This window comes from Pseudomonas sp. 008 (genome assembly GCF_016861935.1).
Classification (GTDB): domain Bacteria; phylum Pseudomonadota; class Gammaproteobacteria; order Pseudomonadales; family Pseudomonadaceae; genus Aquipseudomonas.
In genome coordinates this window covers 1-24945 of sequence record NZ_BOMA01000021.1, presented here as the reverse complement: position 1 = coordinate 24945, position 24945 = coordinate 1, and the positions used below count along the sequence as shown (strand labels likewise).

Genomic DNA, 24945 nt, shown 5'->3' with positions numbered 1-24945 from the left:
GGAAGGTGTTTTTCGATACTCAGTGTTGCTCGTCAGGCTTTTTCTTCAGCTTCGGGTTCGGGAAAAACTGCACGGCCTGAACCTTGGCGTCCGGCACCTTGAGTGCCGAGGTGTTAACCCGGGTGCCCAATTCCTTGGGCACCGACAGGCCTTGTTCATTCAGCGTGTCGGAATAACCGCAGGCCACACACTCGCGATGTGGAACGGTATCTTCGTTCCACATCATCAACTTGTCGGGCTCGCTGCAGGCCGGGCAGACCGCCCCGGCGATAAAGCGTTTTTTGGTAATCACAGGTCCCTCACTCATGCTGCCGCGTCCTCGGTCAGGCCGCTGTGGCGCAAGAGTGCGTCAATCGATGGCGCACGGCCACGGAAGTCGACGAACAGCACCATCGGTTCCTGGGAACCACCTCGTGCCAGGATCGCTTCGCGGAAGGCACGACCGGTCTGGGCATTGAGCACGCCGTCTTCTTCGAACTTCGAGAAGGCATCGGCCGACAATACTTCTGCCCATTTATAGCTGTAGTAACCCGCTGCGTAACCACCGGCGAAGATGTGGGCGAAGCTGTTGGGGAAACGGTTGTAGGCCGGTGGACGCATGACCGAAACCTCATCACGCACGCCTTCGAGCACTTGCAGCACGCCGCGGCCGTCGCCGTGGGTGGCGTGCAGCTCGAAGTCGAACAGCGAGAACTCCAGTTGGCGGACCATCATCAGGCCGGACTGGAAGTTCTTCGCCGCGAGCATTTTCTCCAGCAGATCCTGAGGCAACGGTTCGCCGGTTTCGTAGTGACCGGAAATCAGTGCCAGACCTTCCGGCTCCCAGCACCAGTTTTCCATGAACTGGCTTGGCAGCTCGACCGCATCCCAGGCCACGCCGTTGATGCCGGACACACCAGCGTGCTCGACGCGGGTCAGCAGGTGATGCAGGCCGTGACCGAATTCATGGAACAGGGTGGTCACTTCGTCGTGGGTCAGCAGGGCTGGTTTACCGCTGTCGGCTGGGGTGAAGTTGCACACCAGGTTCGCCACCGGGCTTTGCAGCACACCATTGATTGTGCGGCGGTGATCGCGGGCGCCGTCCATCCAGGCACCGCCACGCTTGTTGGCGCGGGCATAGAGGTCGAAGAAGAAGCGGCCGACGTGCTGGCCGTTTTCCTTGATTTCGAACAGGCGAACGTCCGGGTGCCAGGTATCGAAGCCTTTCAGCTCGGCGATCTCAATGCCGTACAGGCGCTGGACGATGGCGAACAGCCCACTCAGAACCTTGTCGATTGGGAAGTACGCGCGAAGGGTTTCCTGGGCAACGCTGTAGCGCTGCTCGCGAAGTTTTTCACCGTAGAAACCGCTGTCCCAGCTTTGCAGGTCCGGGCAACCCTGTTCGGCGGCGTAGGCCTTGAGCTGCTCCAGATCCCGGACGGCGAACGGCTTGCTGCGCTTGGCCAGGTCGCGCAGGAAGCTGAGAACCTGATCGCTGGATTCGGCCATTTTGGTCGCCAGACTCAGCTCCGAGAAGCTGGTGAAACCCAATAGTTTTGCCAGTTCCTGACGCAGGTCGAGGATTTCTTCCATGACCGGGCCGTTATCGTTCTGACCGGCATTCGGGCCTTGGTCCGACGCACGGGTGCAGTAGGCGGCGTAGACTTCTTCGCGCAGGGCGCGGTCCTGGGCGTAGGTCATCACCGCGTAGTAACTCGGGAATTCCAGGGTGATCAGCCAGCCGTCGAGGTCTTTGGCTTGCGCGGCGGCGGCCATCTGCGCCTTGGCCGAATCGGTCAGGCCGGCGAGGGCGGCTTCGTCAGTGATGTGCTTGGTCCAGGCCTGAGTGGCGTCGAGCAACTGGTTGGAGAAGCGACTGCCCAGCTCCGACAGTTTGCTCTGCACGTCGGCATAACGCTTTTGTTCGGCTTCAGGCAGGTCGATACCCGACAGGCGGAAGTCACGCAGGGCGTGCTCCAGGATGGTTTTCTGCGCCACGTCGAAACCGGCGGCCTCAGGACTGTTCGCCAGCGCTTCATAGGCCTGAAACAGTTCACGGTTCTGGCCCAGCTCGGTGGCGTAGGCGCTCAGGGCCGGCAGGCAGGACTCGTAAGCCTCGCGCAACTCAGCGCTGTTGCACACGGCATTGAGGTGGCTGACCGGGCTCCAGGCGGCGCCCAGACGATCATTGAGTTCGTCCATCGCCAGTACCAGGCCGGCCCAGGTCGGTTGTTTGGCCTGGGTCTTGAGGATTTCGACAATGGCGGCGCGGTTGTCAGCCAGGATCTTTTCAATGGCCGGTTGCACGTGTTCGGCACGGATCGCCGAGAACGGCGGCAGGTCGTAGGACTGCAGAAGAGGGTTGTTCACGCTCACGGTTGGCACCTTGGCTGGAAAACATGCGGGAAGAAACATGCGCCCATCTTAATTACAATCGACGCTCACCGCAGCTATCGGCAACAGAGAGAAACCCTATCGTGACCCTTCGCAAGTATCAGAACTACACGCCGCTGCTGGGCAAAGGCGCTTTTGTCGACGGCTCGGCAGTGGTGATCGGCGACGTCGAAATCGGCGAAGACAGTTCCGTCTGGCCGCTGACGGTGATCCGCGGCGACATGCATCGCATCCGGATCGGTGCGCGCACCAGCGTGCAGGACGGCTGCGTGTTGCACATCACCCATGCAGGGCCATTCAACCCCGATGGCTTTCCGTTACTGATCGGCGACGATGTGACCATCGCGCATAAAGTCATGCTTCATGGTTGCGCCGTGGGCAACCGGATTCTGATCGGCATGGGCAGCATCGTCATGGACGGTGCGGTGGTCGAGGACGATGTGATCATCGGCGCCGGTAGCCTGGTGCCACCGGGTAAGCGCCTGGAAAGCGGTTTTCTTTATGTCGGGAGCCCGGTGAAGCAGATCCGGCCGCTGACGGACAAGGAAAAAGCCTTTTTCACCTACAGTGCAGCGAATTACGTGAAGCTCAAGGACCTGCATCTGGCCGAAGGCTACGACCAGCTCTAAGCCTCTTGATAACGGAAAGCGTCTCGCTATTGCTCAGGAATTTCCATGCATTACCAAACCGTACTGTTCGACCTCGATGGCACGCTGACCGACCCGCGCGAAGGCATCACCCGCTCCATCCAGTTCGCCCTGAGCAAACTGGGTATCGATGAACCGGACCTGACCAGGCTCGAACATTTCATTGGCCCGCCATTGTTGCAGGCGTTCATGCAGTTCTATGACTTCGACGAACCCAAGGCCTGGGAGGCAGTGAACTTCTATCGTGAACGCTTCAAGGTCACCGGCCTGTATGAAAACCGTGTGTTCGACGGGGTTATACCGTTGCTGGAAACCCTCGGTGGGCAAGGGCGACAGCTGTACATCGCGACCTCCAAGCCATGGGTTTTCGCCCGGGAAATTGCCCGGCACTTCGACTTCGCCAAGCATTTCAAGATGATTTATGGCAGTGAGCTGGATGGCACGCGGACCAACAAGGTCGAGCTGATTGCACACTTGATGGCCGAAGAAGGTCTCGACCCGGCCAATACGCTGATGATCGGCGACCGTAAGCACGACCTGATCGGTGCCCGCAGCAATGGGCTGGACGCGGCAGCGGTGGGTTATGGGTTTGGCAGCCGGGAAGAATTGAGCGCCGAAGTACCGGCGTATCACTTCGAGACGCTGGATGAGTTGCATCAGGCGTTTTTGCAGCGCTGATCAAATCCCTTCGCGGGCAAGTCGGATCGCCGCACCGCCTGCGAAGGTGCCCGTTCAGCCACCGGAATTCGCTGATCCTGCCAACGCCCTCAACGCCGCCTTGCGCTCCCCAACCGGCAACGCGCCCACCTTCTCCACTGCCGCATAAAACCTCACCCAATCACCATCGACCTGCCTGAACAGTGCGGTAAACGCTGGCACCCACTGGTCATACAAACCAAACGGCAATAATCGGGCGTTGTTCATCGGGGCGTTGATCCATGCATCGTAGCGATTGTTGCCAGCCCATTGGCTGTCGCGCAGGGTCCTGTACTCACGGCGCAGTTGTTCGAACTCGGCCGCTTTTCGCTCACGCATTTGGTCGGCCGGCAGCGGCAGGGCGTAAAGCCGTTCAAGCCGGGTGCGGGTGTCCAGAATCAATTGGATGAACTGGTCGCGTTGGCGTACCAACGCTCCATTATCCGGCGGCATGTCTCGGAATGCGCGCCATTGGCGAGTGCCTTCCTGTTCGACGAACGTGGCGAAGGACTCGTTGAACTCGGTGTCGTCTTTTACATAAAAACGTTGGTGCGCGAGTTCGTGAAAAATCAGCGTGGCCAACCGTTCGTCGCCCCACGCCATCATCGAGCTAATAATCGGATCGTTGAACCAACCGAGCGTCGAATAGGCCTCGACGCCGCCGATCGACACGTCCATACCTTGCAGGCGTTGCAAGGCGGCCTCACCGCGGGCAGCGCTCTGACTGTAAAAACCGCGATAAGCGACGCAGCCGGCAACGGGGAAGCAATGGTTCTGTGGCTTCAGCGAAAACTCCGGCGTGGCAAAGACATTCCAGACCACATATGGCCGGCCGATGTCGGCGTACAAACGGTAGCTCTGGTTGTCCGGCAGATGCAGGTGTTGGCTGGCGAATGTTCGGGCCTTTTGTGACTGGGCCAGGTGCGCACGCAATTGCCGGTCGCGGTCGGGGTCGGCAATCACATTGGCAATCGGTTCCCGGGCCCGCAGCAAGTGCAGCTGACCACTGGCCAATTGGCCGTAATAGCTGACGCTCGCGCAGCCGTTGAGCGACAAAAGAAAAACACCCGGAAACAAAATGCGTAAAACGCGATCAAGTAACCCAAGGCTTGGACGCGGCCTGATCAAAATAAAAAAATTCCTGGAAAGTCTGCCCGCAAGACTATCCCGCCTATTGGAGCTCCGCTATGCGCAAATTGATGCTGACGGGAGGCCTGCTGATGCTGGCCGGCTGTGCCGGATTGCCCACCCCTGATCCTTCGCAGGCCTGGATCGATCTGGATTCACGGCAGGAGGACACCGCGCTGCAAGCGCTGGAAGTCGATAACAAGGCTTCCATCGACAAGCGCTATTTCCAGGTGCAGCCCGGCAGCCATGAGCTGAAGGTTCGCTACTTGTTTGCGGTCCAGCCGACCAACATTGGCCCCGATGCCGAGCCGTTGTGGCGTGACTGCCAGTTGAATGTGAAATTCAAGGACTTCAACGCCGGGCAGCGGTATCAGCTGCAAGCGGGGAATATCGGCTTTCGGCCGTGGGCAAAGCTTTATGATCAGCAGCGAAAAGTGATTGGGCAGGGTAAGCCAGCGGGCTGCCAACGCACCTGATCGGCGCTATGCTGAATGACCAGTCCTTGGGATATTCATCATGCGCAGGTTGTTGCTGTTGCTCGCTGCAGGTGCCTTTGTCGGCTGCACGAGTCCGTTGCCGGCGGTCAATCCGCAGATGGCCTGGGTCGACTTCGCTACGCCAGTTCCCGGCGGGAAACTGCTGATGGCCGATCGTCTGGACAACCAGCGGTTGAGCGATGGCCGTTACTTTCAGGTCACCCCGGGTAGTCATGAGCTCAGGGTACGTTTTGACTTTGAAGTGTTTGGCGGAGGGCCGGGTTTGCTGAACACTCCTCTGGAGCGAATATGCTACCTGACCATCAATTACGACCATTTCGAGGCCGGCCAGCGTTATCTGCTGGAAGCTCGCTCCATAGCGTTCACCCCCAGCGCCCGGCTGTATAACGCCAAGCGGGAGATTGTCGCCGAAGATCGCGAGAGCTACTGCCTCATGTGAGGTGAATCAACTGTCATTTTTTTGGTAGATGACTTTCTTCGTGCCGCTTTCGCACGTGCCGACCACCATATTCTGATCGTGCACTTCGTCGTTGGTGACGATTTCCAGGGTGTAGGACGAAACGTTATTGGCCTGGATCTTGGCTTCGATCTCGGCCTTGAGTTCTTCACAGGATTTCGGTGCCGCGAGAGCCGATGTGGCCAGCGTGCAACAGATAACCGCCAAGGCAAAACGTTTCATGGTTGAAGCTCCCTTGAGGCAGCGCGCACGGTGATGCGCTAAAGCTGCTGTCATTTATTCGACCACAATTACGCCAGCCAGGTTTTGTTTCAACGCAAAAAAGATCGCAGTTTTCGACAGCGCCTACCGATCAATCAATAATCCAGGCGCTGCCGACGGCTGCGATCTTTTATCGGTTTAGCTGACCAGCGTCGCATCCAGGCTGATTTTCGCATTCAGCACCTTGGACACCGGGCAGCCCTCTTTGGCCTTGTTGCTCAGTTCTTCGAATTGCGCCTGGGTCGCCCCGGGGATTTTCGCCTTGAGGATCAGTTTCACCGCGGTGATTGCAAAGCCACCGTCCACCTGGTCCAGGGTAACTTCGGCGTTGGTGTCGATGCTGTCGGCCTTGAGGCCGGCCTCACCGAGAATCATTGAAAACGCCATGGAGAAACAGCCAGCGTGGGCCGCGCCGATCAACTCCTCCGGATTGGTGCCTTTACCGCCTTCGAAACGGGCCTTGAAGCCGTAGGGCGCTTCTCTGAGTACACCGGTTTCCGTGGAAATCGTGCCGATGCCGGTCTTCAGATCACCTTCCCAATGAGCCGATGCTTTCTTTGTGATAGCCATGTCTGCCTCCTCAAGATCCGGCGCGAACTGTCACGCCTTCGTGGTTTTCGGTTACCAGGGTTCTGAGGATAGACCGTCGGGCAAAGTTCACCTCATCTGATCAGTCCTCTAATTGCACAGGAATTTTGTCTCTTCTATTGAAACTCGGGTATATGCCCTCATTGCAGAGAACACGCTTATAGCCTCGGCAGGTTTTCGTTGGTGAAAAACCTGCTTACCCATTGGAGAAGCAGGTTTATGAAACGACTGTCTGAGATCAAGTTTTCGACCCTCGATCTGGTGCCCGTGCGCGAGAACGGCAGTGCGGCCCAGTCTCTGCGCAATTCCCTGGACCTGGCGCAGCACGTCGAAAAATTCGGCTACAACCGCTTCTGGGTCGCCGAACACCACAATATGGACGGGATCGCCAGTTCGGCGACCTCGGTGCTGCTGGGCTATCTGGCCGGCGGCACTTCGACCATACGCGTCGGTTCGGGGGGCGTGATGCTGCCCAACCATGCGCCACTGGTGATCGCCGAGCAGTTCGGCACCCTTGAAAGCCTGTATCCAGGCCGGATCGACCTGGGCCTGGGGCGCGCGCCCGGCTCCGATCAAATGACCGCCCGCGCTTTGCGTCGCGAGCGTTCCGGCAGCGCCGACGATTTCCCGGAAGACGTGGCCGAGTTGATGCGCTACCTCGGCCCACGCACGCCGGATCAGCGGATCATTGCCATGCCGGGTACCGGCACCAATGTCCCGGTCTGGTTGTTGGGTTCGAGCCTGTTCAGTGCGCAGCTGGCCGGTGAGCGCGGATTGCCCTACGCCTTCGCTTCACATTTCGCACCGCGCTTCATGCATGAAGCGATTCGCGTCTACCGCAATCACTTCAAGCCATCAGCGGTGTTGGATAAGCCTTACGTGATGCTCGGTGTGCCGCTGGTGGCGGCAGACACCGACGAGCAGGCCGATTACCTGGCCACTTCGGTGTACCAGCGGATTCTTGCGTTGATGCGTGGCCAGAGCCTGGTGCAACGCCCACCCGTGAAGACCATGGACGGCCTGTGGCTGCCCCATGAGAAAGAAGCGGTCGGTGATTTCCTGGGGCTGGCGATGGTCGGCAGCCCGCAGAAAATCCGCGCCAAGCTTGAGGTGCTGATCGAACAGACCCAGGCGGATGAACTGATTTTCACCTGTGATCTGTATGAACATGCCGATCGCGTGCACTCCTATGAACTGTTGGCGCAGGTCATGAAGGGCTGACACTTAAACGACATCCACAAAAAGCCGACGCCGTGGCGTCGGCTTTTCGTTATTGAGGGAAGTCAGCCCTGTTTGTAGACGATTACCTTGGAGCCCTTCTCACATTTCCCGACGACTTTTCCACCGGCAGCAGTGCCTTTGTCGACGATCTCCAGCGTGTAATTGGAAACACCCTTGGCGTCCAGTTTTGCAGCGATTTCGGCTTTCAGCTCTTCACACGACTTGACCTGGGCAAAGGCTGTTCCCGCAAGGCTCAACAAACCTACCGCCAGAATAAACTTCTTCATGGGTTGCACTCCTTGGTCGGATCAATAGAGGGAGGGCATCCAGCTACCGACTGGATGCGCTCACCCTGTAGCGCTTTGCTGTTTCCTATGGCATTCAGTCGGCGCGCAAGTTCAGACGGCTGGCTCAAACTCAGCTGCTGGCAATCCGGAACCCGACTTTGAGTGTCACCTGGAAGTGTGCAGCTTTGCCGTCCTTGATATGCCCGCGGGTTTCGGTCACTTCAAACCATTCCATGTACTTGAGGCTTTTGTTGGCTTCGGCCAGGGCGTTGTTGATGGCGTCTTCAATGCTGCTGGTGGACGAGCCAACCAGTTCGACTTTCTTGTAGGTGTGATGGTCAGACATGGCGTTCTCCTTGAGGTGTGAAATACAGCCTAGCAGTGATTTTTCTGATTTCTTCTGTCGACCAATCCGTAGTGACGTTCAGATTTACTGCACTTTCTCGAACCCCTGAAGTCCCAACCAACACACGTCACTCATCAACAATGCAGGAGAGCCATCATGGCCAACACGTCGTTACGCAACGCCTCATTGCAAAGCATGGAAGCCGAGATCGAGAGTCTGTTGAAATCGTTGGAAAGCTTGAAGGACGACGCCTCGGACGAGTCGCGTAAAACTCTCAAGACGTTGAAAAGCAACGCTGAGAACGCGCTGAAACACTCGCGCCATCTGCTTGCCGATGCCTATGAAGAGGTCAAGGTCAAAACCCGTGAAACCGGAATCGCGACACGTGACTACGCCCAGGAACACCCTTGGACTACAGCCGGTGTTGCCGTTGGTGCGCTGGGATTGCTCGCGGCCTACTTATTGTTCAAGCGTGGTCATTAAGGTGTCTGGCGCAGTTCGTTTTTAAGCCACTGCGCCAACTGCCGAGCGCGCCCGTCCGCGGCGCGCTTGGGGAGCCACAACGCCAGTTGCGCCGGGGTTTCACGGAAGCCCCATGGCGCAACCAGGCGACCGGCCTTCACGTCTTCGGCCACCAGCGGCTCGGGCGCGATGGCCACGCCCAGCCCGGCCACTGCCGCTTCCAGCAAATAATACAAATGCTCGAAGCCCTGACCGTACTTCAGCGCCTTGTCGTCGAGGCCGCTTTGCTGTGCCCAGATCGGCCAGGCTTGCGGACGTGAGGTGGTGTGCAGCAAGGGTTCGCTCAACAGTGTGCTTGCTGGTGCGTTTCGTAGCCTTTCGTAGCCGGCAAATCGCGGGCTCATGACCGGGCCGATTCGTTCGCTCACTAACTCGTAGACCTGCATATCTGCCGGCCATGGCGGCTCGGCAAACACCAGCAGGGCATCCAGACCGGGTCGTCGTGGATCGAGATCGCCTTCGCCAGCCGACAGGTGCAAGCGCAGATCCGGCAGGTCCGCATTCAGGCGCCCCAAACGCGGAATGAACCAGCGCGCCAAAAGACTGCCCGAGCAGCCGAGCACGAACGGCGCATCGGCGGTGCTTTGGGTCAGCTCGGCGCAAACGCTGCGCAAACGCTCGAAGGCTTCGGCGCTGGCATCGCGCAAACGAACGCCGGCATCTGTGAGTTTAAGGCCGCGTCCATCCTTGATGAACAGGCTCACGCCGAGGTGTTCCTCCAGTACCTTGAGTTGCCGGCTGACTGCGCCATGGGTGACGTGCAGCTGTTCGGCAGCCTGACTGACGCTGTTCAGGCGGGCAGTGGCTTCGAAGGCGCGAAGCGCGTTCAGCGGGGGGAGGTCATGGCTCATTTGATCTGTGAGTTTTCCTGACAGGTTGTGGCGATCTTATCGGTTTTCAGCATGGGATGTCAGGGGTAGAGTGAACCCCATCGTCACCTCTCGAATACAACTGGAGCGACCCATGACCCAGACTAATCTGCGCAACGGCCCCGACGCCAACGGCCTGTTTGGCGCGTTCGGTGGCCGCTACGTCGCCGAAACCCTGATGCCGTTGATCCTCGATCTGGCCCGTGAATACGAAGCGGCCAAGGAAGATCCGGCATTCAAAGAAGAATTGGCCTACTTCCAGCGTGATTACGTCGGACGCCCAAGCCCACTGTATTTCGCCGAGCGCCTGACAGAGTTTTGCGGTGGCGCGAAAATTTACCTCAAGCGCGAAGAGCTGAACCACACCGGCGCGCACAAGATCAACAACTGCATCGGCCAGATCCTGCTGGCGCGGCGCATGGGCAAGAAACGCATCATCGCCGAGACCGGCGCCGGCATGCACGGCGTGGCGACCGCCACCGTGGCCGCGCGTTTCGGCCTCGATTGCGTGATCTACATGGGTACCACTGACATCGAACGTCAGCAAGCCAACGTGTTTCGCATGAAGCTGCTGGGCGCCGAAGTGATCCCGGTAGTCGCGGGCACCGGCACCCTCAAAGACGCAATGAACGAAGCCCTGCGTGACTGGGTGACCAACGTCGACAGCACTTTCTACCTGATAGGCACCGTGGCCGGTCCGCACCCGTACCCGGCCATGGTTCGCGACTTCCAGGCCGTCATCGGCAAGGAAACCCGCGAGCAGTTGCAAGCCCAGGAAGGTCGTCTGCCAGACAGCCTGGTGGCGTGCATCGGCGGCGGTTCCAATGCCATGGGCCTGTTCCACCCGTTCCTCGATGACAAGAGCGTCGAGATCATCGGCGTCGAAGCGGCCGGCTACGGCATCGAAACCGGCAAGCACGCGGCCAGCCTGAACGGCGGCGTACCAGGCGTGCTGCACGGTAACCGTACGTTCCTGTTGCAGGACGATGATGGCCAGATCATTGACGCGCACTCGATTTCAGCCGGTCTCGACTATCCAGGCATCGGCCCTGAACACGCCTGGTTGCATGACATCGGCCGCGTCCAGTACACCTCGGTGACCGATGACGAAGCCCTCGACGCATTCCATAAGTGCTGCCGCCTGGAAGGGATTATTCCTGCACTGGAAAGCGCCCATGCCCTGGCCGAAGTGTTCAAGCGCGCACCGACCCTGCCGAAAGATCACCTGATGGTGGTCAACCTGTCCGGCCGTGGCGACAAAGACATGCAAACCGTGATGCACCACATGGAAAACTCTCAACAAGTGCAGTCCAAGCAGGAGAAACACTGATGAGCCGCCTGCAAACGCGTTTTGCCGAACTCAAGGAACAGAACCGCGCCGCCCTGGTGACCTTCGTGACCGCCGGCGATCCGAGCTATGACACGTCCCTGGCGATCCTCAAAGGTTTGCCCGGTGCTGGTGCTGATGTGATCGAGTTGGGCATGCCCTTCACCGATCCGATGGCCGACGGCCCGGCGATCCAGCTGGCCAACATCCGTGCTCTGGGCGCCAAACAGAACCTGGCGAAAACCCTGCAAATGGTTCGCGAGTTCCGCGAAGGCAACAGCGAGACTCCGCTGGTGTTGATGGGTTACTTCAACCCGATTCACATGTACGGCGTGCCGCGTTTCATCGCTGAAGCCAAAGAAGCCGGTGTCGATGGCCTGATCGTGGTCGACATGCCGCCAGAACATAACGCTGAATTGTGCGACCCGGCACAGGCGGCGGGCCTGGACTTCATCCGTCTGACCACTCCGACGACTGACGATGGGCGTCTGCCGACCGTTCTGAATGGCAGTTCCGGATTTGTTTACTACGTGTCGGTAGCGGGTGTGACCGGTGCGGGTGCGGCGACTCTGGAACATGTCGAAGAGGCCGTCACCCGTCTGCGTCGCCATACCGATCTGCCGATCAGTATCGGCTTCGGTATTCGCACACCGGAACAGGCAGCGGCCATCGCGCGTCTGGCCGATGGTGTGGTGGTGGGATCGGCGCTGATCGATCACATCGCCAACGCCTCGACCCCGGATCAGGCTGTGGAGGGCGTACTCAGCCTGTGCGCGGCCTTGTCCGATGGCGTGCGTAAAGCGCGGGTCAGCTGAAAGTAAGAGAGGAATTAGTGCCTCGCGGCACAGCACATACAGCAAGACCGAGGGCTTCAGGACTACGTTCTGAAGCCCTTTTTGCTTTCAGGGCAACTCCAACCCACCCGCAGCCTTGTGCAACTTCCTCAAATGTTCGCCAACCTGTTTCAGGTTCTCTTCGTTGGCGGCCATTTCAGCAGCGCGGCTTGGCTCGAGCAGCGCTCGCACTTCCTTGTCGAGGTCCCCGGTCAGCACTTGAAGCTGCTTCTGACGCAGATTGCTTTCCGACTCCAGGCGTGTCCACTCGTTCGGCTGCGGCAAGCCATAGCCACCAGTGCCGAGCAGTTCGGCCGGACGGCTGAGGAAGCCGCTATTGGCGAGAATCTGCTGCAAGGTCGCGTTGGCTTTATCCATACCGCCGTTATTCAATTCCCGAGCGCCCAGGTAGCGCTGTTTGACTTCGTCCTGAGCCAACACTAATTGTTGGCGGAAGCTCGCCTGCTCCAGTAACAGCAATGCCGCGCTGGTGCGCAGGTCCGCCTGGTCAATCCATTTGCGGCGCTCATCAGCTTTCAATGCCAGCCAGTCTTCGACCTTTTCCTGCTTGATCGGCAAATGCTTTTTCAGCACCTCGAACATCGCTTGATAACGCTCGCGGAAGGAGTCGAAGCGATAGCCCAGGCGTAACGCTTCGCGAGGGTCGTCGAGCACGCTGGTATCCGCCAGTCCGCGGCTCTTGAGTACTTCCAGCAAGCCGTTGGGCATGATGCTGTCGAGCCCTGTCAACTGGGCGTTATTGCTGCCGCTGCGCAGCAGTTTCAGGCTTTCCACGGCGCAGTTGTTGGACAGGAAGAAGTAATTGCCGTCGTAACTCCAGTGCATCTCGGCGGCGTGTTCCACCACATCTTCGATCTCGCTGCGCGACAGGTTCAGCGGTACCGAGGCCAGGCTGCGCAGTTCGGTCTTGGTGTATTCGTCGATCACCTGGGCCAGCGGCAACACAAACAGGCGCGATGGGTATTTGCCCACCAGCCCATCCCAACTCGACAACTGTACGTCGCCGACGAAGGCGCGGTAGGACAGCACCAGATGTTGATCCAGATCGAGGCGGCAATCCGGCCCGCGAGGCCGACCGGGCGCGCAGATCACCAGTCGCAGCATGCTGTGACCCCAGCGGCTGACCCAGTTCTGGTTGGCTTCTGCCAGCAGATAGTCGACGGCATACACCCGTTCCGGATCGACCTGGCCCAAGGGCTGTTTGGCGAAATCGTTACCCGCATTGAGGAAGGCGAATGATCGGGCGCAGGTGTCTTTGGCGGCGGGCGCCCAGCCGAAGTGTTCTTTGTAGTAGCGATACAGCGCAGGGCGACGGCAGGCATAGCTTGGGTCGAGGAGGAAGTACTCCATGTTGACCGCGACGAACTCCTTCGGGCTGCTCGTCTCGTAGATGTCCGGGCTGCGGGCAATCTGCCGGTTGTGCTGTTCGCGCTCACCGCGCCGACCGACGTATTGCGGCCAGCCGGCCAGATCGAGCAGGCGAGGGTCGTCGCTGAGGGTCCAGCGTCGGTCGGTCTGTCCGCGGCACTGATCCGGGATGCCGATCAGTCCGGAGCTGCTGTTACGTTGTGTGCAGCGCTGGATCAGTGTGCGCTCGGCGTCCGGCCACAGGCGTGCGCGGTCGTAGATGTGGGTGAGTTCGTGCAACACCGTGGCGAGCAGTTCCTGGCGCACGGTGCCGTGGGGACGATAGGTTTTTTTGGTCGCGGCGCTGCCGTCGGTGAGGCTGGCGAGCAGGTTGCGATTCAGGTCGAGCTCGGACACCAGCGATGCCTGGCCATAGGCATTGCTCGGCATGTTGTCGGTCCAGCCGACATCGATGTGCCGGTCCAGCTGCTCGATGAAGCGTGGCGGTAACGCCTGCATGGCTTCATCGAGCAGCCCCTGACTGGCCTGCTGTTGCGCGGGGCTCAGGCCTTCGGTCTTGAGCCGTAATTGCAGGCCGGCCTGGGCCGTGTTGCCAAGCAGCAACACAACCCCGGCCAGCAGCCAGGCGCTTAGTGATTTCACAGTGCGAGGATGGCTTCGGCGAGAACCTGATCACTGGCGTCGCGGGCTTCCGGTACGCGGGTGCGCAAGGTGTCGAAGGCCGCTTCCAGGTGTGCACCACGGATTTCACCCTCGCTGGCGACGAAACTGGCCGCATCGTCGTGGGCTTCACGGACGATCTTCGAATCACGGATGGACGTGGTGGTATCGGAAGTGAAATCAAGCGTGCGCTGGGAGGCACGAATGATCATGTTACTGGTGGCTACCAGGGTGTGGGCCTGGGCCACGTCGGCCAACAACAGCAGGCCAAGGGTGGCAGCAATCAGCGGGCTACGCATGGAGTGACTCCGGAGAAACAAGGATAACTATTGGACGAGAATTGCCTGCGCCAGTTCAAGGTCGCTGGCATGAAGTTTTGGCTGGGTCCGGCGCAGGTAGATCAAGGCCGATTCCAGTTGTGCTCCTCGCAGTTGGCCGTCACTGGCGATGAACGCTGCAGCGTCATCCCGGGCGGCGATCAGCATTTTATGGTCGAAGGGCGCGGAGGTCACCATGCTGGTGGCGTAACCACTGGCTACGGTGCCTTGTGTAGACAGGTTGAAAGCGTCGAAGGCATGGGCCGAACCCGACCAGCAGGCCGCGAGAAAAACCGGAGTGATCAACAGACTTGAAAGAAAACGCATGAGGCTCGATAGCTGAAAGCGAGCCCCAAGGCTAGCGCAATGCCCGGGCTAGAGCCAGCGCCGAAACATTGGGACACGACGGGCGTGTCCCGGTTCAGCGCAGTTGCCTAGATCGTCAGGATGGCCTGGGCCAGCTGTGCGTCGGTCGCATTCAGTTGTGGAGCCTGTTGGCGGATATGGTTGAGCGCGCTTTCCAGTTTCACGCCACGGATGGCACCTTCACTGGCAACGAAGCTGGCGGCATCGTCACGGGCAGCACGGACGATTTTGTTGTCGCGAAAGGAGGACGAGACATCCGAAGTCGCGTCGGAGGAAGCCTTCAGGCCATTAACGATGGAGTCGGTGGTCACGATAAAACTGGAGGCGTGGGCATTGGCAGTCATGGCAAGCAGGGCTGCAGCGCTGAGCAGGCGAAGGGGGGACATGAGGTAGCTCCTTTGGATAGACCGATAGAGAGGTGGCACAGGATCAGACGCCTGTCGTCTTAAAGCGTTCGCCACGTTTTATACAGATATTAGGCCTGCATGCATCGGTTAGAACAGTCCCGCTTGTTCATGCAGGCGAGCGCAGACACACTTAGAATAAACTGTACTGGTTGTTTTTATATATTTAAAAACTGTAAATGTCGGTGATTTTCTCTTCTGTACGCCCCCAATATGAAGCCCTGAAACGACAAAACCCGTCGTGGTTTCCCACGACGGGTTCTGTTTGTTCAATTCGGGTTGCTGGCGGTGGACCCGGTGGGTCAGAGCCAGCGACGCTAACTTAGCGCCAGAACGGCTTGCTCAGCTCTTCGTAGCGTTGTGCTTCGCTAATCCCGGCGTCAGCCAGCAGACGCGAATCCAGGCGAGCCAGTTGATGGCGGCTGGAGATGCGGCGCTGCCACAGCATCAGGTTGGCGATAACGCGCAAAGGCAGGGAAGCCTGGGTTTTTGCAGCAGTGTCTTCGAAGAACAGCTCGGAACTGAGTGTACGTTCCATGGTTGACATCCTTCCGCTTATGGCGGGATTAGGTAGTGGTTTAACTTTGACTGATGCCAATGATCCTCTCGTTTGGCCAGTCTCTGTAGATACAGTTCACCTGTATTGTGAGAGACCAGTTAACTGTTAAACGGTGGTGTACTGGTCTAAATTGAGGCAACTGTACCTATCGGCACCATTGTGGTGCATTTATAGGGGTTAGGCTGGAAAAGGTAGGCAATTACGGTAGGAAAAGACCGGTACAGCAGTACAGTTTTTGATTGAAAAGAATGCTGCAACAGCGAGCTGACGAAACTGTGTTTGCGTCAGCTGCTATCTGTATCAATTACACCGCCAGCATGCGCCCGGTTTCTTCCAGGTTCATGTGCCAGCTCAGTGCGTCACGCAGGATATGCGGGGTATGCCCGCCGACTGCGCAAGCAGCAGTGAAGTAGTCATTCAGGGCCGGGCGATAGTCCGGGTGAACACAGTTATCGATAATGACGCGGGCACGCTCACGCGGCGCCAGGCCTCGGAGGTCGGCCAGGCCGATCTCGGTCACGAGAATATCGACGTCATGTTCTGTGTGATCGACGTGGCTGACCATGGGAACCACGCTGGAAATCGCCCCGCCCTTGGCGATCGACTTGGTGACAAAAATCGCCAGGTGCGCATTGCGCGCGAAGTCGCCCGAGCCGCCGATGCCATTCATCATCCGCGTGCCGCAGACGTGAGTGGAGTTGACGTTGCCGTACAGGTCGAACTCCAGCGCAGTGTTGATGCCGATGATGCCCAGGCGCCGCACCACTTCGGGGTGATTGGAGATTTCCTGGGGGCGCAGCACCAGCTTGTCCTTATAGTGCTCCAGATTCCCGAATACATCGGCATTGCGCCGGCTCGACAGGGTGATCGAACTGCCCGAAGCGAAGCTCAACTTGCCGGCGTCGATCAAATCGAAAGTCGAATCCTGCAGCACTTCGGAGTACATGGTCAGGTCTTCGAATGGCGAGTCGATCAAGCCGCACATCACCGCGTTGGCGATACTGCCGATACCGGCTTGCAGCGGGCCGAGTTTGTTGGTCATGCGACCGGCAGCCACTTCTTGCTTGAAGAAGTCGATCAGGTGGTCGGCGATGGCCTGGGTGTCCACATCCGGCGGCAGCACAGTAGAGGGCGAGTCGGATTGATTAGTGATCACGATCGCGACGATTTTTTCCGGCGGTATCGGGATGGCAGTGCTGCCGATACGGTCATCGACCTTCACCAGTGGAATAGGCGTGCGGGTAGGCCGGTAGGTAGGGATATAGATGTCGTGCAAGCCTTCGAGATTCGGGTTGTGCGCCAGATTGATCTCGACGATCACGTGTTTGGCGAAAATCGCGAAGCTGGCCGAGTTGCCTACCGAAGTGGTCGGCACTATATGGCCCTGCTCGGTGATCGCCACGGCTTCGATCACCGCGATGTCCGGCAGCTTGAGTTGCTGGTTACGCAGCTGCTCTACGGTTTCCGACAGGTGCTGGTCGATGAACATGACTTCGCCGGCATTGATCGCCTTGCGCAGAGTGCTGTCCACCTGGAACGGCATGCGTCGCGACAGTACACCGGCTTCAGTCAGCTGTTTGTCGAGGTCGTTGCCCAGGCTGGCGCCGGTCATCAAGCTTATTTTCAGCGGCGTGACCTTGGCGCGCTCGGCCAGTGCATGAGGCACGGCCTTGGCTTCGCCGGCTCGGGTAAAGCCGCTCATGCCGACGGTCATGCCGTCCTGAATCAGAGCGGCAGCGTCGGCGGCGCTCATTACCTTGTCCAACAATGAAGGCAAGCGAATACGGTCACGGTACATGATTGTTATCTCGGGCAACGGAAGCAAGGTACGCAGTCTAGTGAATTCGAGCGGTGCCCGTCCCGCTACCAAGGTCGCATTCGGGGCGTCTATTCCGGTGCTTTCAGGCAAAACACCTTTACAGGATCGGTAACAGACGCAAACAAAAACGCCCCGACGAGTCGGGGCGTTCAGGTTGCCGAAGGGGTTTACTCGACGGCTTTAACCATGTCTTCGATGACTTTCTTGGCGTCGCCGAAAACCATCATGGTCTTGTCCAGATAGAACAACTCGTTGTCCAGACCGGCATAGCCGCTGGCCATCGAGCGCTTGTTGACGATGATGGTCTTGGCCTTGAACGCTTCGAGAATCGGCATGCCGGCAATCGGCGATTTCGGGTCGTTCTTGGCTGCCGGGTTCACCACGTCGTTGGCGCCGAGCACCAGCACCACGTCGGCCTGGCCGAACTCGGAGTTGATGTCTTCCATCTCGAACACCTGGTCGTAAGGCACTTCGGCCTCGGCCAGCAATACGTTCATGTGGCCAGGCATCCGGCCGGCAACCGGGTGAATCGCATACTTCACGGTTACGCCGCGGTGGCTCAGTTTCTCGGTCAGCTCTTTCAAGGCGTGCTGCGCCCGTGCTACCGCCAGGCCATAGCCTGGAACGATGATCACGGTGTCGGCGTTGGTCAGCAAGAAGGTGGCGTCATCAGCCGAACCGGATTTCACCGGACGGGCTTCTTTGGAGCCCGCCGGGCCAGCATCCGCGGTGTTGCCGAAGCCGCCGAGCAGTACGTTGAAGAACGAACGGTTCATCGCCTTGCACATGATGTACGAGAGGATCGCACCGCTTGAGCCCACCAGCGAGCCGGCAATGATCAGCATCGAGTTGTTCAGCGAGAAGCCGATACCCGCTGCTGCCCAACCGGAGTAGCTGTTGAGCATCGACACCACGACGGGCATGTCGGCGCCGCCGATCGGGATGATGATCAGCACACCCATCACGAAGGCCAGGGCCAGCATCAGGGCAAAGGCGCTGAAGTTTCCGGTCAGCATGAACGTGACACCCAGTGCCAGCGTCGCCAGACCCAACAGCAGGTTCAGTTTGTGCTGACCGCTGAACTGTACTGGTGCGCCCTGGAACAGGCGGAACTTGTACTTGCCCGACAGCTTGCCAAACGCGATCACCGAACCGGAGAAGGTGATTGCACCGATGGCCGCGCCGAGGAACAGCTCCAGACGGTTACCCGCCGGAATCGAATCGCCCAGATGTTTAACGATGCCCAACGATTGCGGCTCGACGACGGCTGCAATGGCGATGAACACCGCTGCCAGACCGATCATGCTGTGCATGAAGGCGACCAGCTCCGGCATTTTGGTCATTTCAACGCGCTTGGCCATGATCGAACCGGCGGTACCGCCGGCCAGCAGACCGACGATGACGTAGCCGATGCCGGCGGTAGCACCGCCTTGCTCAATGGAGAGCGCTGCCAGCTTATAGATGAGACCGATGGTGGTGAGGATCGCCAAGGCCATGCCGAGCATGCCGTACACGTTGCCGCGCCGCGACGTGGTCGGGTGCGACAGGCCTTTGAGGGCCTGGATGAAGCAGATCGACGCGATCAGGTACAGCGTCGTTACCAGATTCATGCTCATTACTTGGGCGCCTCTTCTTGTACGGCTTTCGGGGCTTTTTTCTTGAACATCTCAAGCATGCGACGGGTGACCAGGAAACCACCGAACACGTTCACGGCCGCCAGAGCCACCGCCAGGGTGCCCATGGTTTTGCCCAATGGTGTTACGGTCAAAGCGGCCGCCAGCATCGCGCCGACAATCACAATCGCCGAAATGGCGTTGGTCACCGCCATCAATGGCGTGTGCAGTGCAGGTGTAACGTTCCAGACCACGTGATAACCGACATAAATCGCCAGCACGAAGATGATCAGGTTGTAGATACCGGGGGAGATAAGCTCTTCCATCGTCTGAATCCCTGCTTAGGCGTTTTTGCGGATGACTTGGCCGTCGCGGCACATCAGGCACGCGGCGACGATGTCGTCTTCTAGGTTCACTTCGAACTGGCCTTCCTTGTTGAAGACCAGCTTCAGGAAGTCCAGCAGGTTGCGTGCGTACAGCGCCGAAGCGTCTGCCGCCACCGCACCGGCCAGATTGGTCGGGCCGACAATGGTCACGCCATTCGAGACCACGACCTGGTCCGCCACGGTCAGCGGGCAGTTGCCGCCCTGGGCTGCGGCGAGGTCGATAACCACCGAGCCTGGCTTCATCTGCGCCACAGTTTCGGCGCTGAGCAGTGTCGGCGCCTTGCGGCCCGGGATCAGTGCCGTGGTGATGACGATATCAGCCTGCTTGGCGCGTTCGTGTACGGCCAGGGCCTGACGCTGCATCCAGCTGGCCGGCATGGGACGCGCGTAACCGCCGACACCGACGGCGCATTCGCGCTCTTCATCAGTTTCGTACGGCACGTCGACGAATTTCGCACCCAGGGATTCGATTTGCTCCTTCACCGCAGGACGCACATCGGACGCTTCGATCACGGCACCCAGACGTTTCGCGGTGGCGATCGCCTGCAGACCGGCCACGCCGGCACCGAGAATCAGCACGCGCGCCGCTTTCACGGTGCCCGCAGCGGTCATCAGCATCGGCATGAAGCGAGGGTAGTAGTGAGCGGCCAGCAATACGGATTTGTAACCGGCGATGTTAGCTTGGGAGGACAGCACGTCCAGGCTCTGGGCGCGGGAGGTGCGTGGCGCAGCTTCCAGCGCAAACGCGGTAATGCCGCATTCGGCCAGTTTGGCGATGGTTTCATTGCTGAACGGGTTGAGCATGCCCACCACGACGGTGCCGCTCTTGATCAGCGTCAGTTCGCTGTCGCTGGGGGCGACCACCTTGAGAATCAGCTCGGCACCAAACGCATCGGTGGCGCTGCCAATGGTTGCGCCTGCCGCTTCATAAGCACTGTCGACAACGCTGGCGTTAATGCCGGCGCCGCTTTGTACAGTGACCTTATGACCCTGGCCGATCAGCTTCTTGATGGTTTCCGGGGTTGCAGCAACCCGTGTTTCACCCGTTTGGGTTTCGAGAGGAACACCAATGTGCACGTCAAATCTCCTGCGTGATCTTATTGAGTAAACCCAGGCACTTCGGATGGTGCGGCTGGGGCGGCCGATCAGCACGATCCCGCCAAATCAGGGCGGGGCGCGGCATTTTGCAGGCGAACTTTGTGCCCTTCAAGGGATTATGACGGGTGACGGAAAATTAACTACAAGTCACCCCGTGACCGAATGTCGCACCTTTCCGTTAAATCCCTTGCAGGCCGTGGCTTCTAAGGATTTTTGCCAAAATTCAAGAATTTACACATCCGCACGGTGAATAGGTTGTCATTGCCTGCCAATAGAGGCTCAAAGCCACGTACTCAAACGCTTGTGGGACGTTTGTGCTGTTTGTCGGTACAGTCTGTCAATATGCGACAAATACTTATATCTGTAGTGCTTTTGTTTTGCTGACTACGCGGTCAACTAATGGGTGTGAGCCTTTATCCTTCTAGGTTGTAGCTGTGTGCCTGATTTACCAGCCAATCGCGAAAAGCCTTCAAAGAGGCTGATTCGACCTTTCGATCAGGAATCATCAGGTAGTAGGCCTTGATGCTCGATAGTGCTTGGGTATTGGCAATGACCAGACGCTTCTCCGCCAATTCGCGTTGAATCAGGAATGGCGGAATCAGCGCGATCCCCATGTCATGCATCGCTGCTTGGGCGAGCATGGAGAATAGCTCGTAACGCGGTCCTGTCATGTCTCGCGGGATATTCAGGTTCTGGGAGTTGAACCATTGGCGCCAGGCATAAGGGCGAGTGGTCTGTTGCAGCAAGGGCAGCTCGGCGATTTCACCGGGGCTCAGGTTGGTTTTTTGGCCCAGCAGCGTGGGGCTGCACACCGGCATCGGGTTCTCGCCCATTAACCTGTGGGATTCGGTACCTGGCCAGTCGGCGTCGCCGAAATAAATGGCGGCATCGAAGTCGGTGTCGGCAAACAGGAAGGGGCGCGTACGGTTGGTGAGGTTGACTGTCACCTCCGGGTGTTTGTGCTGGAAATCCTTGAGTCGTGGCAGCAGCCATTGAGTGCCGAAGGTCGGAACCACCGCCAGTTCGATCGAGTTGGCTCCTTGTTGGCCCATCACTGACAAGGTGTCCCGTTCAACCGCGTCGAGTTGGGTGGCCACCCTGCGGCTGTAGGAAAGCCCGGCTTCTGTCAGCTTCACTCCGCGCCGTGAACGCCGGAAAAGCTCGACATTGAGGAACTCCTCGAGGCTGGCGATCTGTCGGCAAATCGCTCCCTGAGTGAGAGAAAGCTCCTGGGCCGCCTTGGTAAAGCTCTCGTGGCGCGCTGCCGCTTCAAAGCTGATCAGGGCTGTTGTGCTGGGGATCTTCCTGCGCATGTACGTCAACCTCACTAATGCATTGCATAAAGGCGATTTTGCAACGTTTCGAAGTGAGAAATTAGCACAACAGTATGCGAAAACCTCGTTTGCCGGGACGCCGAACCCGGCCTAGGATCAATCCACGTTATTTGACCTGATTCGAGAGGACTCACTCATGGGCGGTAAAGCTAGCTTCAACTGGATCGATCCCCTGTTGCTGGATCAACAGCTCACTGAAGAAGAACGCATGATTCGCGACACGGCCGAGCAGTTTGCTCAGCAGAAGCTCGCACCGCGTGTTCTCGAAGCTTTCCGTCATGAGAAGACTGACCCGGCGATCTTCCGTGAGATGGGTGAGGTGGGTCTGCTGGGTGCGACCATCCCTGAGCAATACGGTGGCAGCGGCCTGAACTATGTCAGCTACGGCCTGATTGCCCGTGAGGTCGAGCGTGTCGACTCCGGCTATCGCTCGATGATGAGTGTGCAGTCTTCGCTGGTCATGGTTCCGATCAATGAATTCGGCACCGAAGCACAGAAGCAGAAATACCTGCCGAAGCTGGCCACGGGTGAATGGATTGGTTGCTTCGGTCTGACCGAGCCCAACCACGGCTCCGACCCGGGCGCGATGATTACTCGTGCACGCAAAGTGGACGGTGGCTACAGCCTGACCGGCAGCAAGATGTGGATCACCAACAGTCCGATCGCTGATGTATTCGTGGTTTGGGCCAAGGACGATGCGGGCGACATTCGTGGCTTTGTGCTCGAGAAGGGCTGGAAAGGTCTGAGCGCTCCGGCGATTCACGGCAAGGTCGGCTTGCGTGCATCCATCACCGGCGAAATCGTCATGGACAACGTGTTTGTTCCTGAAGAGAACATCTTCCCGGATGTCCGTGGTTTGAAAGGCCCTTTTACCTGCCTTAACTCGGCGCGTTACGGCATTTCCTGGGGCGCACTGGGCGCTGCCGAGTTCTGCTGGCACACCGCTCGCCAGTACACCCTGGATCGTCAGCAGTTTGGTCGTCCATTGGCGGCCACTCAATTGATCCAGAAGAAGCTGGCCGACATGCAGACCGAAATCACTCTGGCGCTGCAAGGCTGCCTGCGTCTGGGACGTATGAAAGATGAAGGCACTGCCGCGGTCGAGATCACTTCGATGATGAAGCGCAACTCCTGCGGCAAGTCCCTCGACATCGCCCGCATGGCGCGCGACATGCTGGGTGGCAACGGTATCTCCGATGAGTTCGGTGTGGCCCGCCACCTGGTCAATCTGGAAGTGGTGAATACCTATGAAGGTACGCATGACGTCCATGCGCTGATCCTCGGTCGCGCGCAGACCGGCCTCCAGGCGTTCTATTAATAGGAGAACGGCTATGGGCGCGCTTTCGCATCTACGGGTACTGGATTTGTCGCGGGTGCTCGCCGGGCCTTGGGCCGGGCAGATCCTTGCGGACCTTGGCGCTGACGTCATCAAGGTCGAGCGCCCGGGCAATGGCGATGACACGCGTGCCTGGGGGCCTCCGTTCCTTAAAGACGCGTATGGCGAGAACACTAGCGAGGCGGCCTATTACTTGTCCGCCAACCGCAACAAGCAATCGGTGACCATCGACTTCACGCGGCCAGAGGGTCAGCGGCTGGTGCGTGAGTTGGCGGCGAAGTCGGATATCCTCATCGAGAACTTCAAGGTCGGTGGTCTTGCGGCGTATGGGCTGGACTACGAGTCGCTAAAGGTGGCCAATCCGAAGCTGATCTATTGCTCGATCACCGGGTTCGGTCAGACCGGCCCGTATGCCAAGCGTGCGGGTTATGACTTCATGATCCAGGGCTTGGGCGGTCTGATGAGTTTGACCGGTCGCCCCGAAGGAGATGAAGGTGCGGGCCCGGTGAAAGTCGGCGTGGCGCTGACAGACATTCTGACTGGGCTGTATTCAACGGTAGCGATCCTGGCTGCGCTGGCTCATCGGGATCATGGTGGTGGCGGTCAGCACATTGATATGGCATTGCTGGACGTTCAGGTGGCGTGTCTGGCGAACCAGGCGATGAACTACCTGACTACGGGCATTGCGCCTAAGCGCCTGGGTAACGCCCATCCGAATATCGTGCCTTATCAGGATTTCCCTACAGCCGATGGCGACTTCATCCTCACCGTGGGTAATGATGGGCAGTTCCGCAAATTTGCGGAGGTGGCCGGGCAGCCGCAGTGGGCGGATGATCCGCGTTTTGCGACCAATAAGTTAAGGGTGGCAAATCGGGCGGTGCTGATCCCGCTGATCCGCCAGGCAACCGTGTTCAAGACCACTGCTGAATGGGTGGCGCAGTTGGAGCAGGCAGGCGTGCCGTGTGGACCGATCAATGATTTGGCCCAGGTGTTTGCGGACCCTCAGGTTCAGGCTCGTGGGTTGGCTATTGAGCTGCCTCATGCTTTGGCCGGGATCGTACCTCAAGTTGCGAGCCCGATACGCCTGTCCGAGACGCCAGTGGAGTACCGTAGCGCACCTCCTTTATTGGGTGAGCACACGCTGGAGGTTTTGCAGCGGGTATTGGGTCTGGATGCCGGTGCAGTCGCTGCTTTCAAAGAGGCGGGGGTGCTCTGAAGTCCTCTTATATATAGAGGGAGTGGTTTTGCTCTCCTTTATAGAAGAAAAGCGGGCGGTTTTCCGGCTTTTTGCAAGCTATTGATAGAAAAGCCAAATTAGAGGTTGACGGCAGATTCTGGACGTCTATAATTCGCCCCACTTCCGGCGCAGTCGAAACGGAAAACTCCTTGGTAAACAACGAGTTACGCAGTTTTCGACAGCGGTTACGCTTCAGTTCATCGAAGCCAGAAGGAGTTGGTAAGGCAGAGAGTTGTCGCCTTATTGACGGTTCGATCTTCTCGGTCGAAAGCGGAGAAAAAGAGGTGTTGACAGCAGCGACTAACGCTGTAGAATTCGCCTCCCGCTAACGAGAGATCGGAAGCGCAAGTGGTTGAAGTTGCTGATGTTTCTTAC

At 58.6% G+C, this 24945-nt stretch carries 28 protein-coding genes; 10 read left to right on the top strand and 18 right to left on the bottom strand.

The window, feature by feature from the left end; all coding sequences use genetic code 11:
• Positions 1-19 precede the first annotated feature (19 nt).
• Together JUI81_RS29920 and prlC are read right to left on the bottom strand one after the other, a co-directional pair.
• Positions 20-307 carry a YheV family putative zinc ribbon protein gene (locus JUI81_RS29920; RefSeq protein WP_018927249.1) on the bottom strand — a complete coding sequence of 96 codons (288 nt, stop codon included), beginning with the start codon at positions 305-307 and terminating at the stop codon, positions 20-22.
• The gene (prlC, locus tag JUI81_RS29915; protein WP_204125568.1) at positions 304-2394 is read right to left on the bottom strand and encodes an oligopeptidase A; all 2091 of its coding nucleotides are present in this window, start codon (positions 2392-2394) and stop codon (positions 304-306) included. The genes JUI81_RS29920 and prlC overlap by 4 nt, the downstream gene beginning before the upstream one ends.
• 62 nt (positions 2395-2456) lie before the next feature.
• Here prlC and JUI81_RS29910 point away from each other — a divergent pair, with 62 nt between their 5' ends.
• Both JUI81_RS29910 and JUI81_RS29905 read left to right on the top strand, forming a co-directional pair.
• Positions 2457-3002 carry a gamma carbonic anhydrase family protein gene (locus tag JUI81_RS29910; protein ID WP_007940736.1) on the top strand — a complete coding sequence of 182 codons (546 nt, stop codon included), beginning with the start codon at positions 2457-2459 and terminating at the stop codon, positions 3000-3002.
• Between the two features lie 45 nt (positions 3003-3047).
• Entirely contained in the window at positions 3048-3698 is a 651-nt protein-coding gene (locus JUI81_RS29905; RefSeq protein WP_019580283.1) for an HAD family hydrolase, read from the top strand.
• Between the two features lie 54 nt (positions 3699-3752).
• Here the strand turns inward: JUI81_RS29905 and JUI81_RS29900 are convergent, their stop codons facing one another.
• The gene (locus JUI81_RS29900; RefSeq protein WP_026331797.1) at positions 3753-4844 is read right to left on the bottom strand and encodes an aminopeptidase; all 1092 of its coding nucleotides are present in this window, start codon (positions 4842-4844) and stop codon (positions 3753-3755) included.
• 59 nt (positions 4845-4903) lie between these two features.
• Here JUI81_RS29900 and JUI81_RS29895 point away from each other — a divergent pair, with 59 nt between their 5' ends.
• Together JUI81_RS29895 and JUI81_RS29890 are read left to right on the top strand one after the other, a co-directional pair.
• Positions 4904-5320, top strand: coding sequence for a hypothetical protein (locus tag JUI81_RS29895; RefSeq protein WP_019580281.1), 417 nt, complete (start codon positions 4904-4906; stop codon positions 5318-5320).
• Positions 5321-5360: 40 nt separating this feature from the next.
• Positions 5361-5780: a hypothetical protein gene (locus JUI81_RS29890; RefSeq protein WP_018927244.1), complete on the top strand. Its 420-nt coding sequence runs from the start codon at positions 5361-5363 to the stop codon at positions 5778-5780.
• A 6-nt stretch (positions 5781-5786) separates the two neighbouring features.
• Here the strand turns inward: JUI81_RS29890 and JUI81_RS29885 are convergent, their stop codons facing one another.
• Together JUI81_RS29885 and JUI81_RS29880 are read right to left on the bottom strand one after the other, a co-directional pair.
• Positions 5787-6020 (bottom strand): DUF1161 domain-containing protein, encoded by a 234-nt coding sequence (locus tag JUI81_RS29885; RefSeq protein ID WP_019580280.1) that lies wholly within the window; start codon positions 6018-6020, stop codon positions 5787-5789.
• A 177-nt stretch (positions 6021-6197) separates the two neighbouring features.
• Positions 6198-6629, bottom strand: coding sequence for an OsmC family protein (locus JUI81_RS29880; RefSeq protein WP_019580279.1), 432 nt, complete (start codon positions 6627-6629; stop codon positions 6198-6200).
• 237 nt (positions 6630-6866) lie between these two features.
• Here JUI81_RS29880 and JUI81_RS29875 point away from each other — a divergent pair, with 237 nt between their 5' ends.
• Positions 6867-7868 carry an LLM class flavin-dependent oxidoreductase gene (locus JUI81_RS29875; RefSeq protein WP_064615703.1) on the top strand — a complete coding sequence of 334 codons (1002 nt, stop codon included), beginning with the start codon at positions 6867-6869 and terminating at the stop codon, positions 7866-7868.
• A gap of 62 nt (positions 7869-7930) precedes the next feature.
• Here JUI81_RS29875 and JUI81_RS29870 read toward each other — a convergent pair whose 3' ends face one another.
• A complete protein-coding gene (locus JUI81_RS29870; protein WP_018927241.1) occupies positions 7931-8155 on the bottom strand; it encodes a DUF1161 domain-containing protein in 225 nt (74 codons plus the stop codon).
• Between the two features lie 130 nt (positions 8156-8285).
• A complete protein-coding gene (locus tag JUI81_RS29865; RefSeq protein ID WP_018927240.1) occupies positions 8286-8501 on the bottom strand; it encodes a dodecin in 216 nt (71 codons plus the stop codon).
• Positions 8502-8657: 156 nt separating this feature from the next.
• Here JUI81_RS29865 and JUI81_RS29860 point away from each other — a divergent pair, with 156 nt between their 5' ends.
• Positions 8658-8984 (top strand): YqjD family protein, encoded by a 327-nt coding sequence (locus JUI81_RS29860; protein WP_019651183.1) that lies wholly within the window; start codon positions 8658-8660, stop codon positions 8982-8984.
• Here JUI81_RS29860 and JUI81_RS29855 read toward each other — a convergent pair.
• Positions 8981-9874: a LysR family transcriptional regulator gene (locus tag JUI81_RS29855; RefSeq protein ID WP_026331796.1), complete on the bottom strand. Its 894-nt coding sequence runs from the start codon at positions 9872-9874 to the stop codon at positions 8981-8983. The two genes, JUI81_RS29860 and JUI81_RS29855, sit on opposite strands and share 4 nt — an antisense overlap.
• Before the next feature lie 112 nt (positions 9875-9986).
• On the opposite strand from JUI81_RS29855, the gene trpB reads away from it, so the two are divergent.
• Both trpB and trpA read left to right on the top strand, forming a co-directional pair.
• A complete protein-coding gene (gene trpB, locus JUI81_RS29850; protein ID WP_007940749.1) occupies positions 9987-11222 on the top strand; it encodes a tryptophan synthase subunit beta in 1236 nt (411 codons plus the stop codon).
• The gene (gene trpA / locus JUI81_RS29845; protein ID WP_019580275.1) at positions 11222-12034 is read left to right on the top strand and encodes a tryptophan synthase subunit alpha; all 813 of its coding nucleotides are present in this window, start codon (positions 11222-11224) and stop codon (positions 12032-12034) included. The genes trpB and trpA overlap by 1 nt, the downstream gene beginning before the upstream one ends.
• 87 nt (positions 12035-12121) lie before the next feature.
• On the opposite strand, the gene JUI81_RS29840 is transcribed toward trpA, so the two are convergent.
• The 10 genes from JUI81_RS29840 to JUI81_RS29795 all read right to left on the bottom strand — a co-directional run bounded on the left by JUI81_RS29840 (position 12122) and on the right by JUI81_RS29795 (position 21976).
• Positions 12122-14083, bottom strand: a complete 1962-nt coding sequence (locus tag JUI81_RS29840; RefSeq protein WP_096481528.1) for a DUF4105 domain-containing protein — start codon at positions 14081-14083, stop codon at positions 12122-12124.
• A complete protein-coding gene (locus JUI81_RS29835; protein ID WP_018927234.1) occupies positions 14080-14400 on the bottom strand; it encodes a DUF2388 domain-containing protein in 321 nt (106 codons plus the stop codon). Before JUI81_RS29835 ends, JUI81_RS29840 begins: the two co-directional genes overlap by 4 nt.
• A gap of 27 nt (positions 14401-14427) precedes the next feature.
• Entirely contained in the window at positions 14428-14745 is a 318-nt protein-coding gene (locus tag JUI81_RS29830; RefSeq protein ID WP_018927233.1) for a DUF2388 domain-containing protein, read from the bottom strand.
• A 107-nt stretch (positions 14746-14852) separates the two neighbouring features.
• The gene (locus JUI81_RS29825; protein ID WP_028940050.1) at positions 14853-15170 is read right to left on the bottom strand and encodes a DUF2388 domain-containing protein; all 318 of its coding nucleotides are present in this window, start codon (positions 15168-15170) and stop codon (positions 14853-14855) included.
• A gap of 340 nt (positions 15171-15510) precedes the next feature.
• Positions 15511-15726, bottom strand: coding sequence for a DUF1127 domain-containing protein (locus JUI81_RS29820; protein WP_018927231.1), 216 nt, complete (start codon positions 15724-15726; stop codon positions 15511-15513).
• A gap of 325 nt (positions 15727-16051) precedes the next feature.
• Positions 16052-17545 (bottom strand): acetyl-CoA hydrolase/transferase family protein, encoded by a 1494-nt coding sequence (locus JUI81_RS29815; protein WP_019580272.1) that lies wholly within the window; start codon positions 17543-17545, stop codon positions 16052-16054.
• A gap of 188 nt (positions 17546-17733) precedes the next feature.
• A complete protein-coding gene (locus JUI81_RS29810) occupies positions 17734-19182 on the bottom strand; it encodes an NAD(P)(+) transhydrogenase (Re/Si-specific) subunit beta (RefSeq protein WP_019580271.1) in 1449 nt (482 codons plus the stop codon).
• Positions 19182-19505 carry an NAD(P) transhydrogenase subunit alpha gene (locus JUI81_RS29805; RefSeq protein ID WP_007940759.1) on the bottom strand — a complete coding sequence of 108 codons (324 nt, stop codon included), beginning with the start codon at positions 19503-19505 and terminating at the stop codon, positions 19182-19184. Before JUI81_RS29805 ends, JUI81_RS29810 begins: the two co-directional genes overlap by 1 nt.
• A gap of 15 nt (positions 19506-19520) precedes the next feature.
• Entirely contained in the window at positions 19521-20642 is a 1122-nt protein-coding gene (locus JUI81_RS29800) for a Re/Si-specific NAD(P)(+) transhydrogenase subunit alpha (protein ID WP_019580270.1), read from the bottom strand.
• 434 nt (positions 20643-21076) lie between these two features.
• Positions 21077-21976 carry a LysR family transcriptional regulator gene (locus JUI81_RS29795; RefSeq protein ID WP_018927227.1) on the bottom strand — a complete coding sequence of 300 codons (900 nt, stop codon included), beginning with the start codon at positions 21974-21976 and terminating at the stop codon, positions 21077-21079.
• 157 nt (positions 21977-22133) lie between these two features.
• On the opposite strand from JUI81_RS29795, the gene JUI81_RS29790 reads away from it, so the two are divergent.
• Positions 22134-23315 (top strand): acyl-CoA dehydrogenase, encoded by a 1182-nt coding sequence (locus tag JUI81_RS29790; RefSeq protein ID WP_019580269.1) that lies wholly within the window; start codon positions 22134-22136, stop codon positions 23313-23315.
• A 13-nt stretch (positions 23316-23328) separates the two neighbouring features.
• Positions 23329-24549: a CaiB/BaiF CoA-transferase family protein gene (locus JUI81_RS29785; RefSeq protein ID WP_028940048.1), complete on the top strand. Its 1221-nt coding sequence runs from the start codon at positions 23329-23331 to the stop codon at positions 24547-24549.
• Positions 24550-24945: the final 396 nt, after the last annotated feature.